At 65.7% G+C, this 14,245-nt stretch carries 11 protein-coding genes; 2 read left to right on the forward strand and 9 right to left on the reverse strand.

Annotation, left to right across the window (positions count from 1 at the left end; translation table 11 throughout):
• Positions 1-83: 83 nt before the first annotated feature.
• From JWQ90_RS07870 to JWQ90_RS07910, 9 genes are read right to left on the reverse strand one after another with little or no spacing between them, the layout of a single operon-like run.
• Positions 84-1,391, reverse strand: coding sequence for a hypothetical protein (locus JWQ90_RS07870; protein WP_299691736.1), 1,308 nt, complete (start codon positions 1,389-1,391; stop codon positions 84-86).
• Positions 1,388-2,587, reverse strand: coding sequence for a glycosyltransferase family 2 protein (locus JWQ90_RS07875; protein ID WP_299691738.1), 1,200 nt, complete (start codon positions 2,585-2,587; stop codon positions 1,388-1,390). The genes JWQ90_RS07870 and JWQ90_RS07875 overlap by 4 nt, the downstream gene beginning before the upstream one ends.
• A gap of 31 nt (positions 2,588-2,618) precedes the next feature.
• Entirely contained in the window at positions 2,619-3,533 is a 915-nt protein-coding gene (locus JWQ90_RS07880) for a glycosyltransferase family 2 protein (protein WP_299691777.1), read from the reverse strand.
• Entirely contained in the window at positions 3,530-5,041 is a 1,512-nt protein-coding gene (locus tag JWQ90_RS07885) for an HAD family hydrolase (protein WP_299691780.1), read from the reverse strand. Before JWQ90_RS07885 ends, JWQ90_RS07880 begins: the two co-directional genes overlap by 4 nt.
• 6 nt (positions 5,042-5,047) lie before the next feature.
• A complete protein-coding gene (locus JWQ90_RS07890; protein WP_299691783.1) occupies positions 5,048-6,223 on the reverse strand; it encodes an acyltransferase in 1,176 nt (391 codons plus the stop codon).
• Between the two features lie 24 nt (positions 6,224-6,247).
• Complete coding sequence (locus JWQ90_RS07895) at positions 6,248-7,648, reverse strand: O-antigen ligase family protein (protein WP_299691786.1); 1,401 nt, start codon at positions 7,646-7,648, stop codon at positions 6,248-6,250.
• Between the two features lie 37 nt (positions 7,649-7,685).
• Positions 7,686-8,540, reverse strand: a complete 855-nt coding sequence (locus JWQ90_RS07900; protein ID WP_299691789.1) for a CpsD/CapB family tyrosine-protein kinase — start codon at positions 8,538-8,540, stop codon at positions 7,686-7,688.
• Entirely contained in the window at positions 8,537-9,973 is a 1,437-nt protein-coding gene (locus tag JWQ90_RS07905) for a Wzz/FepE/Etk N-terminal domain-containing protein (protein ID WP_299691791.1), read from the reverse strand. The genes JWQ90_RS07900 and JWQ90_RS07905 overlap by 4 nt, the downstream gene beginning before the upstream one ends.
• Complete coding sequence (locus tag JWQ90_RS07910) at positions 9,973-10,845, reverse strand: SLBB domain-containing protein (RefSeq protein WP_299691793.1); 873 nt, start codon at positions 10,843-10,845, stop codon at positions 9,973-9,975. The genes JWQ90_RS07905 and JWQ90_RS07910 overlap by 1 nt, the downstream gene beginning before the upstream one ends.
• Before the next feature lie 643 nt (positions 10,846-11,488).
• On the opposite strand from JWQ90_RS07910, the gene JWQ90_RS07915 reads away from it, so the two are divergent.
• Positions 11,489-12,496, forward strand: coding sequence for a WecB/TagA/CpsF family glycosyltransferase (locus JWQ90_RS07915; protein WP_299691795.1), 1,008 nt, complete (start codon positions 11,489-11,491; stop codon positions 12,494-12,496).
• 136 nt (positions 12,497-12,632) lie between these two features.
• On the forward strand, positions 12,633-14,123 hold the full coding sequence (locus JWQ90_RS07920) for an undecaprenyl-phosphate glucose phosphotransferase (RefSeq protein ID WP_299691797.1): 1,491 nt from the start codon (positions 12,633-12,635) through the stop codon (positions 14,121-14,123).
• Positions 14,124-14,245 lie beyond the last annotated feature (122 nt).

The raw sequence follows: 14,245 nt of genomic DNA on the forward strand, positions 1-14,245 counted from the left end.
CCGACGTGAGGCCTCGATTGCGCATCCGGCGTTGCACGTCGGCAAAGGATTGCCGACCTACGGGTCAACTGATCATCGATGGCCTAGGCAACCGCGGCGTGATCCACCGCGCCCGGCGCTATCGCGGTGCGGCGCCGCACTTCGCGCCAGCACAGCGCGCCGACCGCGATCAGGTTCAGCACTTCGCCCGACAGCGTGCCGAACAGCGCGCCGACCTGGCCGTACTGGCGCATCGCCGCATAGCTCACCGCAATCGAGGCCAGCGCGCAGGCCAGCGTCGACAGGCTCAGCGCGCGGAAGCGCGAGCGGATCAGCGGCAGATAGATCAGCTGGTCGCGCATCACCATCAGCAGGAAGATCGCCGACCACAGCAGCAGCATCTCGTCGCGGTTGACGAAGTGCTTTTTCAGCACCACGTCGAACAGCCAGTCGCGCGCCAGCCACATCACGCCGACGTAGGCCAGCGATACCGTGGCCATCGCCAGCGCGATCGCCATCAGCCGCGCCAGCACGCGCGGGGCGCCGTGCTCGATCAGCCAGCGCGAGGTCACCGGCATCATCTGCGAGCGGATGCCGGACGACAGCAGGTTGATCGGCATCATCATCAGCCGTGTCGCGCCGAGCGCTGTCACCGCGGCGACGCCGAGCACCGCGGTCACCAGATAGCTGTAGCTCTGCGCGAACAGCCAGTGAATGCCGGCGCCGGACAGCGACCACATGCCGGACGACGCGAACTGGCGCTGCGCGCCGCCGTCGGCGCGGCCGACCTGCCACGGAAGATGCGCGCGCAACTGGCGCCGCATCAGCAGGCTGCCGACAGCGGCGGCAATGCCATTGCCGGTGATCGCGAACAGCACCGGTTTCGGCGTCAGCGCCGCCAGCGCAGCACTGCCGAGTACGACGACGACGTAGACGACGTCCGCGCGCAGCACGCGTTCCGCCTGCTGATGGGCGAGCAGCGCGATGCGGAAATATTCGCGATCCAGCACCGCCAGCACCGCGATCAGACCGAACACGGTCACCGCAGCCGAATCCGATTGATACAGACCGGCAGCGGTGATCGCCGCCACCAGCGCGATCGCGCCGCCGACGCCGAACAGCAGCCAGCGGCGCTGCTCGGCATACAGGTCGCCGAGAAAGCGCGCGTGCGTGGTCCGGTCGTGGCGGATCGAGTGATTGACTACGAATGGGCCGACCCAGGCGTTCTCCAGCGCGACCGCCAGCAGCAGGCCGTTGGTGAACAGCATGTAGTAGCCGTACTGCAGATCGCTGACCTGGCGGATCAGCACCAGGCCAATCAGAAAATTGCCGGCCGACAGCAGCACCTGGCTGAGTACCGCGCTGCTGAACATGCGGACGAAGCCGCTGTGCTTCTGCAGTCGCGCGATCATGGCCGGCCGGTTTCGCGCTCAGTGCGCAGCCATTCGCGCGTGCCGCGACGCTGCAGTATCAGCAGCACTTTCCAGATCACGAAGAACGGTGCCCGTGCCAGATCGATCAGCCCGCGTCTGCCGACGCCGCTGAGCTGCCAGCCGCGCAATACGTACACGGCGATGCTGGCGAGGCTCGCCACGCCGATCCAGGCCAGCAGCGCCGGCGTAGCCAGCCACCGCGCAGCGAGCATCGCGACGACGGTATAGCCGACCGCCGCCAGTGCGATATACGACAGCGGCAGCACCAGCAGGTCGAGCCCCAGGTCCAGGCACACGGCGGATCGCCGTGCCAGCGCCGCGCGCAGCAGCGGCATCGTCTTGCTGCGGATCTGTGCGAAGCGGCCGCTCTCCCAGCGCTGGCGCTGTGTCGCCGCGCTCCGCTCGCCCGAGACCATGTCGCCGAGCACTTCAGCTTCGTCGGCGTAGGCGACGCGCACGCCGGCCATGCCGAGCTCGATGCCGTATTCCAGATCCTCGGCCAGCGACCAGGCCTGGTAAGGCACGCGCCGCAACAGCGCATGCGTCAGGCACCAGCCGTTGCCGCGGATGCCACAGGACAGGCCGAGGCGTTCGCGCGCCCTTGAGCGCAGCGCATGGATCGCGGCCATCGCGATCGTCATCAGCCGCGTGCGCCAGGAGTCCTGTGGATTGCGCACGCCGTAATGCACCTGCACCGCATCGGCGCCGGCCTCGATGCGCGCCGCGCAGGCTTCGAGCAGGTTGGGCAGCGCGTCGGTGTCGGCGTCGACGACCACCACCGCATCGGCAAAGCCGTCGTCGCGGCTGCGGGCAAAGGCATGGCGCAGCGCATAGCCCTTGCCATGCAGGGTCGGGTCGTGCCGTTCCAGCACTTCGGCGCCGGCATCGTGAGCGCGCTCCGCGGTGTCGTCGTTGCAGTTGTCGGCGACGACCAGGATGCGGAAGCGCTCCGGCGGCCAGTCCAGCTTCTGCAGGCCGGTGACGGTGCGGCCGATCAGAGCCGCCTCGTCATGCGCCGGTACGATCACGTCGAAGCGCAGGCGGCGCGATGAGGCCGGCGGCGGCTGCGTTTCGCCGGACAACAGGGTCAGCAGCAGCAGGTAGCCGCAGGCGAGCACCACCGGCACCGCCAGCAAGGCGATCAGCGGGGAGGCGATGAGGGCCAGATCAAGCATGTTTATCAAGCCTATTCATCAAGCATGTTCATCAAGCATATTCGCGGTAGTGCCATCCGCAGAAAATCGACAGCTTGCCGAGATTGGCGGAGGCCTTGGTCAGCCAGCGGGCGGCGTGATGCCGGCCGAGTGGCAACAGCAGCAAGGCAAGAGCGGCGGCGGTGAAAGCTTGCAACAGCGCGCGCAGCAACAGGCGCGTGCGCACGGCTAGCGTCACCGGGCCGTAACGGCCGCTGACGGTGTGCCGCGCAAAGTCCTGACCGCCGCGCAGCGAGCGGCGCAGCAGCCAGCGCAGCGACAGGCGTGAGCCCTCGACCGGCTCGCTGACGATTGCCTCGTCGCACCAGACGATGTTCGCGCCGGCCAGCGTCAGCCGCGACAGCAGGTCGCCGTCTTCACCGCCGGTGAGTCCGTAGGCGGGATCGAAAACCGGGGTCGTGGCCTGCAGCAGGTCGGCGCGCAGCAGCACGTTGCCGAATCTCAGGCGATTCGGCGGCACTCGCGTGCCACTCGCCATCCGCGCCCAGTCGTAGAAGCGGCCGCGCCTGATCCAGCGCGGTGCCTCGCTCGGCAGCAGCGGTTCGACCGGGCCGAGCACGCCGTCGGCGCGATACCGGGCCGCGCAGGCGAGCAGCTGCGACAGCCACGCGGCCGGCGCGCGCTCATCGTCGTCGACAAACGCCAGCCAGTCGCCAGTCGCGAGTTCCACCGTGCGGTTGCGCGTCAGCGAGATGTTCTTCTCGGGCTGCACTGCGTAAACCAGCTCGAACGGCGCGCGGCGGCGATGACGCTCCGTGACCTCGCGCGCGCTGGCCGCCGCGTCGTTGTCGACGACGACCACCTGATCAGGCAGCCGCTGCTGCAGCGCCAGGTCGGCGAGCAGCGCGTCGAGTCTGGGCTGCCGGCGATAGGTGGCGATGCAGACGCTGACGCGGCTTGCGCTCATGAAGACGCCGCCACGCCGCGCGCCGATATGAGCGCGTGCTTCAGCTCCGCGCGGGCGCGGAACAGATTCCAGGCGAGCAGCAGCCAGGCCGACGGGCCAAGCAGGATCTGATAGCCCTCGGCGATCGCCAGGGTGCCCGCAATCACGACGAAGAACAGCAGCCGCAATGGAAAAATGCTGCTGTCCGGCCATTGGTTGCCGCCGCGCCGGTACACGTAATACGGAATCCAGCGTGCGATCACGTGGGCCGCCAGCGCCGCCGCGCCGATCGCGGTCACCGGCACCAGCGCTGCGAAAGCGGTGGCGCGGGCAAACTGCAGCAGCGGGAAAACCCAGACCCGCGTCGGCTTGTCGAGACGGTTGTAGAACACGAACACGCCGTAGGTCGCGAGCAATACCGCCGCCCATATCGCCGCGTCGATCAGGCCGGGCGGCGCCGGCCAGCGCAGTGCGAGGACGGCTAGCCCTCCGAGCACGGCGGCCCAGATCCACGGCTGCCAGCGCGGCGTCGCCACCGGCGCTTCGTAGAAAGCCGCGCTCAGCCGCGGCTCGGCTTCGTGCTTCGCGGCCATCAGGTCGTTGTCGACGTAGCCGCGTTCGTAGATCGTCCAGAACGAGATCAGCAGCAGTAAAAGCCCGAGTACGTGCGTCACTGGCAATGCGGCCAGCGTGATCGAGCTGAGCACCCAGAACGCCCAGTCTTCCTGCAGGATGCCGCGCACGATGTAGCGCTCGCCGGGCCGCTTGACCCGGCTCAGATACTGGCCGGGCAGGTAGACGCCGGATAGCGCCTGCCGATAGCGCGCCTCGGGCCAGACCGTGTGCAGGCCGCGCTCGCAGTGGCGCAGCAGCGGCAGATCCTGCAGCGAATCGGTGACCAGCAGCGCGCCGCGCACTTTCGCATCGCCGAGTGCATCGATCGCCATGGCGAGCTTGCCCTTGCGGCGCTCGGCAAAGCTCGGTTCGCAGGCGATGAGCCGGTGGCTCGACAGGCCGAGCGCCTCGACCAGCGGAGCGACGATGAAGCGGAAGCCGACGGTGACGATGATGGCCGGCTCGGTGCGCGATTCCAGCGCTTCGAGCAAAGGTTTGTTGGCGTGCAGTGTCGCGAGCCCGCCGACCCGGCGCCGCCAGCGCGCGGTGGTCCAGGGCAGCAGGGCGCGCAGCAGCCGCACGCGCCAGACATCGCGTGTGGTTTCACCGCCGCTCCAGCGCCAGGGTTTCAGCACGTCCAGCAGCCGCAGTGTCACCAGCGCGATCGGGCCGGGCCAGGCGCTGTCCAGGTAGTCCTCGGTGGAGTTGCGCAGGTAGAGCGTCTCGTCGAGGTCGACCAGCACGGTGCCGGCGTGCGTCACGCACTCGGCGATCGCGGCCGAGGGCTCGGGGCGATAACGCGGGTCATGGCCGGCTGTGGCGGGCGCCGCCGCTTCACGAACGAATGCCGGTATCGTCGCGGACAGCTGCGCTCGCTCGGCGGCGGGCACGTCGGGGTTGCTGATGCTTGTCATGCTGGCTCAGTGTCCGCCGCCGCCCGCCCGGGGCTGCCCGTACACCGGACCCGGCGCGCTGCCGCCGACCCTCGCGACGGCGGTTCCGGCCGGCGAAGTCAGTGCCCGCCGATGCAGGCGCTTGCGCATCGCGGCGCAGGGCTCCTCGACCCAGCGACGCATCGCTTCGCAGACCGCCAGCGTCATCGTCGCGGCGATCACGGTGGTCAGTGCCCAGTCGGCATGAGGCCAGTGGTACTGCAGCCCGAGCAGGATCATGTGATGCGACAGGTACAGCGCGTACGAGACCGTGCCGAGATAGACCATCGGCCGCGCGTTCAGCCAGCGCAGCCACACCGAGTCGGCACGGGCGACCGCCAGCCACAGCAAGGGCGCGATCGCCATGCTCTGCACGGTGTAGCGTAGCGTCAGCCGGAACTGCTCGTCGCGATACAGCAGCGTGACCAGCAGCACTGCGCAGCAGCCGGCCGCCATCGCGACTTCGGCGCCCGCCCGCTGCGGCGGCACCGGGTCGATCCAGGGATTGCGCAGCACCGCGAGCAGGCAGCCGATCAGGATCGCGTCGATGCGGGTATCGGTGGCCATGCCCAGATAGTGTTCGCCGACACCCTGCTCGTACAGCCACAAGCGCCAGACCGTTACGGCCGCGACCAGAGCGCCGAGTACGGTTGCCGATACCTTGCGGCGATTCAATTTCAGCAGCACCGCGGCCAGCGGCGGATAGAGCAGGTAGAAGTGTTCTTCGACGGCCAGCGACCAGGTCAGGCCCAGACCGTGCGGCATGCCGGCGAAGTCATGGGCAATGACGTAATAGTTGCCGAAGTAGAACAGCACCGACAAAAACCCCTGCGGTGTGAAGCGGCCTTCGATCCAGCCCAGCCGTGACGCGAGCTGCGCGATCAGGACGATCACCAGCAGCGGCGGCATCAGCCGCACCACGCGGCGCAGGTAGAACGAGCGGAAGTGGATGCCGCCGCTGCGCTGCTGCTCCATGCGCATCAGTGTCGTGATCAAAAATCCGCTGAGCACGAAGAACACCGTCACGCCCAGGCCTCCGGGCAATACACCGTCGAGGCCGCTGTGCGCGAAGAAAACCAGAATCACCGCGAGCGCGCGGATGCCATTGAGACCGGGGATGGTTTCCATGCCCGATCGGACGATGGCGGAGGCGGTGAGCGTCATCCTTGCATTGCTCCGGGAGCGATATCAGCTTGCACGTGTGGGGGAAGGTGCCGGCTGCGGCTCGCCGAAATAGCGCCGCAGGTCGCTCTGCAGGTGCGCGCGCGCCAGCGCAAAGCTGGCTAGCGTGACAATGACGAAATCGACGTTCATCACGCTGAGCCAATGCGTTTCAGACAAATTCGATACCGCCTGCTGAAAGAACAGTGCAAGAAACAGCGCCGCCTGGTTGCGGTCGATGCGCAGCAGCGCGAGCGACTGCGCGACGTGCGTCAGCAGATAGCCGCCCAGGCACAGCAAGCCGAGCGCGCCGAGATCGTTGACGATCTCCAGATAGCCGTTGTGCGCCGAACCCGGATAGAAATGCAGCTTCTGCATCATCACGTACGAAGGCGAACCCGGTATCGGGCCTGTCCAGTACGCGCCATAGCCGCTGCCGAGCAAGGGGCTGAAGCGGATGTGCTCGTTGAGCAGCGCCCAGATATCGCTGCGGCCGGTGAAAGTCAGATCCTTGCCGGTGATCATTACGATCGGCTTCAGCAGCAGATCGGTGCCCGGCACCAGACGCAGCACCGCCAGCGCATAGGTCAGCAGCGCGGCGACGAACAGCGTGATGATCAGTGGCATCCAGCGCCGCAGGTTGGGCGGCGAGCGCAGCAGCATCAGCAGCAGGCCGAACACGAACAGCGTCGTCACCAGCGCGGTGGAGCTGCGCGACAGCAGCAGCGTGGTCATCGCGATGGCGCCGCAGAACAGTGCGGTCAGCGGCCGCACTTCGCGCGCAAGCCAGGCGTGGAACCAGAAGATTGCGGTGATCGAGCTGATCGCGCCGAGCGTGTTCTTGTGATTGGTCAGGCCGCGCCAGGCGCCGGCGAGTTCATACGACGTCGACTGGTGAATCGCCAGCGTCGGATACAGCATGCCGAACACGATCGAGCCGGCCAGCATTGCCGTCAGCACCGGCCGCATCAGCTGCTGGTAACGCCGTTCATGCCAGCAGGCGAGGGTAAAGGCGGCGCCGACTCCGACCACGGTATACAGGCGTATCATCCGCCGCGTGGTCACCGCCGGCTCGATCGACCAGGCGATGCTGGCCGTCGCCAGCACCAGGAAGATCAGGAAAAAAAGATTCAGGCGGCTGAACAGCAGCCAGGCCAGCGCGGAGCGCCAGACCAGCACCAGCAGCCCGCCGCCGAGCAGCCCCAGCCACAGCAAGCGGCTGACGGCGCCGCCGGACGCCGGCATCGCGTTGGAGCTGAGGCTTTTGTAATCGAAGCCTTCCGGCACGATCATCAGCACGATCAGCGTCCATACCAGCAGCGTCAGCAGCGGTGCCTTGCGACTGTCGTCGATCCAGCGATGCGCTGCGGAAGCTGCGGCGCGAACCGGCCGGCCGGCGGCGCGCGGGAGCACGGATACCGCGTTCATCGCGTCTGCATTCGGATGCCGATGCGATGCGCCCATGTCAGAAGTGATTCACGACGGCGCCGACGACCTGCGACTGCGTCGCCGCCAGACGGCGCAGCATCTCGCGCGTCGACTTGTACGGCGTGTGCCGGGCTCGGGTCACCACGAGTACGCGAGCCACCAGCGTCGCTACCGCGAGCGCGTCCGAATACTCGGACACCGGCGAGGTGTCGATGACCACGTGTTCGTAGCGACGGCGCCACTGGTCGACCAGCAATTCGAGGCGTCCGTCGGACAGCAGTTCGACCGGGTTCGCCGACATCGCGCCGGCGGTCAGCACCGACAGATGCGGCAGGTGCTCCACCGGATTCAGATACGGCGATTCGCCGTCGGCGATCGCCTGCGCCAGGCCCAGCGGGCTTTCGGCGTTGAACAGCTGGTGCTGGCGCGGGCGGCGCAGATCGGCGTCGACCAGCAGGGTGGCCTGGCCGAGCTGCGAGAACGCGATCGCCAGTTCCGCAGCCAGCCGCGAGCGGCCTTCACCGCTGCCAGGGCTCATCACCGCGATCGCGTTGCGGCCGCCGGATTCATGACGCAGCATCAGCTCGGTGCGCAGCACGCGGACGCGCTCGCTGCGGTCATTGAACGGATCGTGCGCGATCACCAGTTCGGGACTCGGCCGTAGCGGACGCTTCTCGATCACGGCGAGCTTGCGCGTGCCGGCGTGGGCGCTGTCGATGTCGCTCGGCGACACATGACCGAGCCGCAGAGCCGCCTCGGCGAAACTCATCTGGTGCTCGAGTTGCGCCTCATGGATCTGATCGACGACGTCCTGCGGCAGCTGGCTCAGCCGGATCAGCGCATGCTCGATCTGGTCGTCGGCGTCGAAACGGTATTCGGCTGCAGCGCTCATGCGAGGGCTCCATGCATCGGAGTGCTTCCAAATTCGGCCAGGACCGGTATGCCGAAGTCGCGATCGAGATCGTCGCGGCAACGGATGCGGCGATTGAACAGCTCGTAGGCCAGCGGGCCGGCCACGCCGACCAGACCGCCGAGAATGATCGCCAGCGCGATGTACATCATCGGCTTGGGCTTGCTCGCCTTCACCGGAGGTGAAGCGCGGCTGACGAAGTGGACGTTGTTGTAGCCGCCGCCGGTGCCAGTGCTCTCGAAGCCATTGAGGGCCTTCGAATACAGGGTCTGCGCGGCCTGCAGATCACGCTCGAATGTGGAGGCCTCATCCAGTGTTTTGCGCAGGCTCAGTGCCCTGGCATGCTCGGCTGCGACCGCGGCGACCAACTGGTTTTCGAGCGCCCGAGCGGCACCGATCTGCGTCTGCGAATTGCCTGAATAGGTTGCCATTTCGGATTCCAGCGAGCGTTGCGTCGCTTCCATCTGCGACTGCAGCTGCAGCACTTCGGGGTGGCGTGTGCCCAGCGTGGTGCTGAGCTGCGCCAGCTGCGTGCGCTGCGCCGCAAGCTCGCCCTTCAAGGTCTGGATCGAGTTGGCGCCGAGTACGGAATCCCGCGTCGAGGCCTCGCCCACCATCCGCGATTCCGCCGAGCGGCGCGCCTCCTGTGCGGACAGCAGCTGGGATTCCAGGCTGCCGAGACGCGTCATGTCGATGTCGGCCTTGCCGTCGGTCTCGACCAGGCCGGCTTTCTGCCGGTAGTCGATCAGCTTCTGCTGCGCCTGATCAACCTTGGCCTTGAGTTCTTCGAGCTGCGCCGAATAGCGCGCCTGGCGTTCCGACGCCGGGCCGGTCAGACGAAGGAATTGCTGCTCCGCATAGACATCGGCCACGGTGTTTGCGGCCTCGGCGGCCTGCAGTGCACTCGGGGCGGAGTAGGTGATGTAGATCAGCTGGCTGCCCCATTCGCCCTGTTCGACCGTGAGCCGCTTGATGAACTGGTCGCGCACCCATTCCTGCAGCATGGTGGCGTCACCGCTGAAGCCGCCGGAATAGTGCTTGTCCCGGGTCAGCGCCATCTTGTCGATCACCGGAGTCAGCACCGCCGGGCTCTTGATCAGCTGAATCTGTGTGGACATGTAGCTGCCCATCAGCCCGACCGGAAATTCGCGGCCGCCGAGCGGATCGTTGACCTCGTAGTCGACCATCAGGGTTGCGGTCGCGGTATAGCTCTTCGGCAGCAGCTGTGCGACGGCGATCGCGATCACCAGGGCGCCGACGATGACGCCGAGGCTGAAGCGCCGATACGCCCACAGGATCGTCCACAACTGGGCGAGCGAAATGCCGGGGCTGGCATATTGCTGGGGCAGGGCGGCATAGCCGGCAGGCATCTGGGACGGCTGGATGATGGTTGGCAGATGATTTCGGTCCGACATCAGAAAATCCTCTCTTTGACGCGGATGACATCGTTGGGCTGCACCGAATCGCTGAGCGATGCGTCCAGGGTCCTGTACTCGCCGTCGCGAGTCAGACGCTTGATTTCGATGCGGCGATCGCTGCCGCGCGGCGTCAGGCCACCGCTGCGCGAGATCGCCTGCACCACCGTCATACCGGCTTCGAGCCGATACATGTTCGGCGAGGTCACTTCGCCGTAGACGTAGTACTGTTCGGCTCGCGGTATGAACAGCGAGTCGCCGCCGCGCAGCGCGACCTGCGACTGACTCGGATCGCCGGAAACCAGTTTTTTAAGATTGATCGGCAGGTGCTCGACCTGGCCGTCGGTGCCGGTGCGAATCAAGGTGATCACGTCGGCGCCGGTTTCGTTGACGCCGCCGGCTTGCGCCAGCATGTCGAGCACCGAAGTCCTGGATTCGATCGAGTAGCGGCCCGGCGTATGCACCTCGCCGAGTACCGAAATCTGCTGGCTGCGGAACTGCGAGATGTTGATGCTGACTTGGGGGTTGACCAGGTACTGTCCATCGCGCAGTGCATCGCCAACCCGCATCGCCGCGTCTGCCGGTGATAGGCCACCGACTTTTACCGGCCCTGCCAGCGGTACCAGAATCGTCTGGTCCTCGCTGACATAAGCGGTGGTGTTGAATTCCGGACGACCGAAGACCTGCACCGTAACGGCGTCGCCGGGCCCCAGACGGAGTATCGGTTCGGGGGTCGATGTCGGCGCTGCACCCGACGACATCAGCGAGGCGACGTTGTTTGCGTTGCCGTCGGTTGCGATGGGTACCGGCGCCACCTCCATCGTCGCGACCGGCTGCGTGGACGCAAGGGCGGTGCTGATTGACGTTGACATCTGCATCGTCGGCGTCGAAGTCGCCGACGGTAAGATTCTCGGTGAAGGCAACTGGAGTTCGGTCGGCATTCGCGCTGCATGGGCAGTGACGGCATCGTCCTGCACAATGGGGTCCGATTCGGCGTGCTGTGCGTCGGCGACCACCGGCCCGGTCAACCCCGTGGCCAGTGCCAGGGTGGTACAGGATCGACGTACAGCCACCAGTGCCGCTGAAACCCATCCGCGGACTCGTTCAGGAGGCTCCCTATTCGCCGCGCCATTGGGCGCACGCGCACGTTTACCCTCGCTGCATCCTTGCATTGCTGCTCCCTGTCGCCGACGTATACGCAAACGATCCGGAACGCAAACCCTTCAGGGCCGCGCATCCGGATCAATGCGGAAACAAAATTGACAGCCGATACCGAAATGCAGGCTGAACAGTCTGCCGGCGCCCATATTGGATGGGCTATCGACTCGAATTAAATATTGTTAACCCCGTTTTTTTCTCGTCCGATTCACATCTGCTTCAGTGTCGGATTCGTAGCTTGTGTTGCATCGGACATGAACCGAATGGCGTTCTAAAGTAGTCGGTCGTCCAGTGCGAGTATCGATGCAAGCATTAGAAAGAAAGATTGCACCGCAAAATTTTGCCTGACTGCAGAATTTGGCGGCGCTGAGCAGTATCGGGACCTATGACCCGGTGGTCATGAACGGCGGTGATGCCTCAAGGGCATTTCCGCCGGGCTTTTGTTGGACGGCGCTGATACGGATAGCCGGTGGTCGGGAAACACGCTCCACGACGGAGCGTGCCATGGAAGGCTCTGCAACGCTAAGGAAGGCGACAATGACTCAGGGTACATTTTGTTTCGACAATTACGACCTGGATGGCATCACTTCCAAGGTCGCGGACTTTGGTCAGAACCGTTTCGGTTATCTGGTTACTCCCAACACCGATCACCTGGTTCGCCTGCTCGACGATTCGGCGATGCGCTCGGCCTACGACCGTGCGACTTTCGTGCTGCTCGACAGTCGCTTCGTCGCCAAGGTGGTCGGGCTGCTGCGTGGCCTGCAACTGCCGGTGTGCACCGGTAGCGACCTGACCGCGCGCCTGTTTGGTTCGGTCGTGCAGCAGGAAGACCGGCTGGTACTGATAGGCGGCAGCGCCGAGCAAGCTCAGGACCTGCGCCGGCGCTATCGCCTGCTGCGCCTGGCGCATCACAACCCGCCTATGGGTTTCATCCATGATCCGGCCGCTGTTGAGCAAACGCTGCGCTTCGTCGAGTCGATGAGCCCGTTCCGCTTTTGCCTGCTCGCCGTCGGATCGCCCCAGCAGGAGCTGATTGCTCAAATGCTGGCGCAGCGCGCCCGTGCCCGCGGTCTGGCGTTGTGCGTCGGCGCGTCGATTGACTTCCTTACCGGCGTCGAACAGCGCGCCCCCAAGTGGATGCAGAACAGCGGCCTGGAGTGGCTTTATCGCCTGATGCAGAACCCGCGACGCCTGGCCTACCGCTATCTGATACGCGGCCCGCGCATCCTGCCGAGGCTCGCGTTCTACAGGATCGGCTTCCGTGACTTGCCGCTGACGCAGCAGATGCCGCCTCCTCAGCCGCCGCAGCCGCTGCTGAACCGCGCATGCGCCCCAATAGCGCTGGACGTGCGTCGCGCGGCTTGAACCTGCCTGCCGTCATAAGCCTGTTTTCGTCGGCCTGTGTTCATCAGCCTGTTTTCGTCAGAACTAAAACCACAGTCAAAACCACAGCCAAAACCACAGTGTTTGCGGGCGTGATCGCCCCAAGTGAGCTCTCCAAATGCTGGCACCTCGACTGAATGCCGTCCCGCCGGACGGCAGTAGCTTGCTGAACACCGACGAGCCTCCTTCGCGAGCCGCCGCCACCCGGGTATTTTCGGCCGCACAGTCCGCGACGATCAGCGCGTTCGCACTGAGCTGCCACGGGGCTTTGTACGGCGCCGTAACCTACGGCGTTCTGCGCCTGATCGCGGCGCTGATGCGGCAGCCGTTCGAGGCTCCGTACCAGATCCTCGGCCTGCTTGCCTCAATGCTGGTTTACATGAACCTGCGCACTATCAATCTGTCGCTGCCGTGGCGCGTCGGCCGAGTCGGCTCGCTGGGCAACCGGATGATCATGACCTGGTCCGGCATCGTCGCAGTCCTGCTGTTCCTCGGCTACAGCACGCAGCGTTCGGAGTATTTCTCCCGGCTGGTCCTGTTGGTGTGGTTCGTCGGCACGCCGGTCGCGCTGTTCGGTGTCAACGCGACGGCGCGGTTCATTGCCGGCCGCTCGGTGCTGATCTCCGGACGGCGTGCCGTCTTGATCAATGCGAACGGATCGGCGCGCCGTTTCGTCGACAATGCCCAGCGCTCCGGCGTCTACGACGTCGTCGGCTATTTTGGCGAGCGCGGGCACGACGACGATCGCGATGCCTTCGGGCGGCTGCCGTTTCTCGGCGACGCGATGAGTGCCGCCGAATACGTCCGCATGAAGCAGGTCGACGTGGTTTTCATTTTCCTGCCCAAGCTGCACGGACCGGAGGCGCGCCTGCTGCTCGACGATCTGGGCGACACCACCGCGTCGATCTACTACGTGCCGCAGCTCGAGGTGTTCGACGACATCCAGACGCGGATGATCACGGTCGAGTCGATGCCGATGCTCGAAGTCGTCGAGACTCCGTTCTACGGTGCCGACGGTCTGTTGAAACGTCTGTTCGATTTCGGCAGCGCTCTGCTGGCGGTGCTGTTGCTGTCCCCCCTGCTGGCGTCGATCGCCCTCGCGGTGTCGCTGAGTTCGCCGGGCCCGGTGATCTTTCGACAGAAACGCTATGGCCTGAACGGGCGCTCGTTCTCGATCTACAAGTTCCGCACGATGACCGTGCAGCATGGCACCGACACGATGGCCGAAGTGGTACAGGCCAGCCGCGGCGACATGCGCGTGACGCCGCTGGGCCGGTTCCTGCGCTCGACTTCCCTGGACGAATTGCCGCAGCTGTACAACGTGCTGCGCGGCGACATGAGCCTGGTTGGCCCGAGGCCGCACGCGGTGTCGCACAACGAGTTCTACCGCAAGGCGGTGCGCGGCTACATGCTGCGCCACAAGGTCAAGCCCGGCCTCACCGGCCTGGCCCAGGTCAACGGCTGCCGCGGCGAGACGGTGCAGCTCGGCCTGATGGCCGAGCGCGTGCGCTGGGATCTGGAGTACATCCGCAAATGGTCGCCGCTGCTGGATCTGATCATCCTGCTTAAAACGGTGGCGCTGGTTCTGAAGCGCCATAACGCCTACTAGTGCCTAATTGCATTATACATCGATAGTATTATGATAACCCCCATTGCGGCGTTGGGGGGGATGAGATGGCTCGGGTGGCGGTGACACTGTCGTTCACGGCGGAAGTGGAGGCTGAGTTGGAG

Source organism: Hydrocarboniphaga sp., from assembly GCF_028291725.1.
In the GTDB taxonomy this organism is placed as follows: domain Bacteria; phylum Pseudomonadota; class Gammaproteobacteria; order Nevskiales; family Nevskiaceae; genus Hydrocarboniphaga.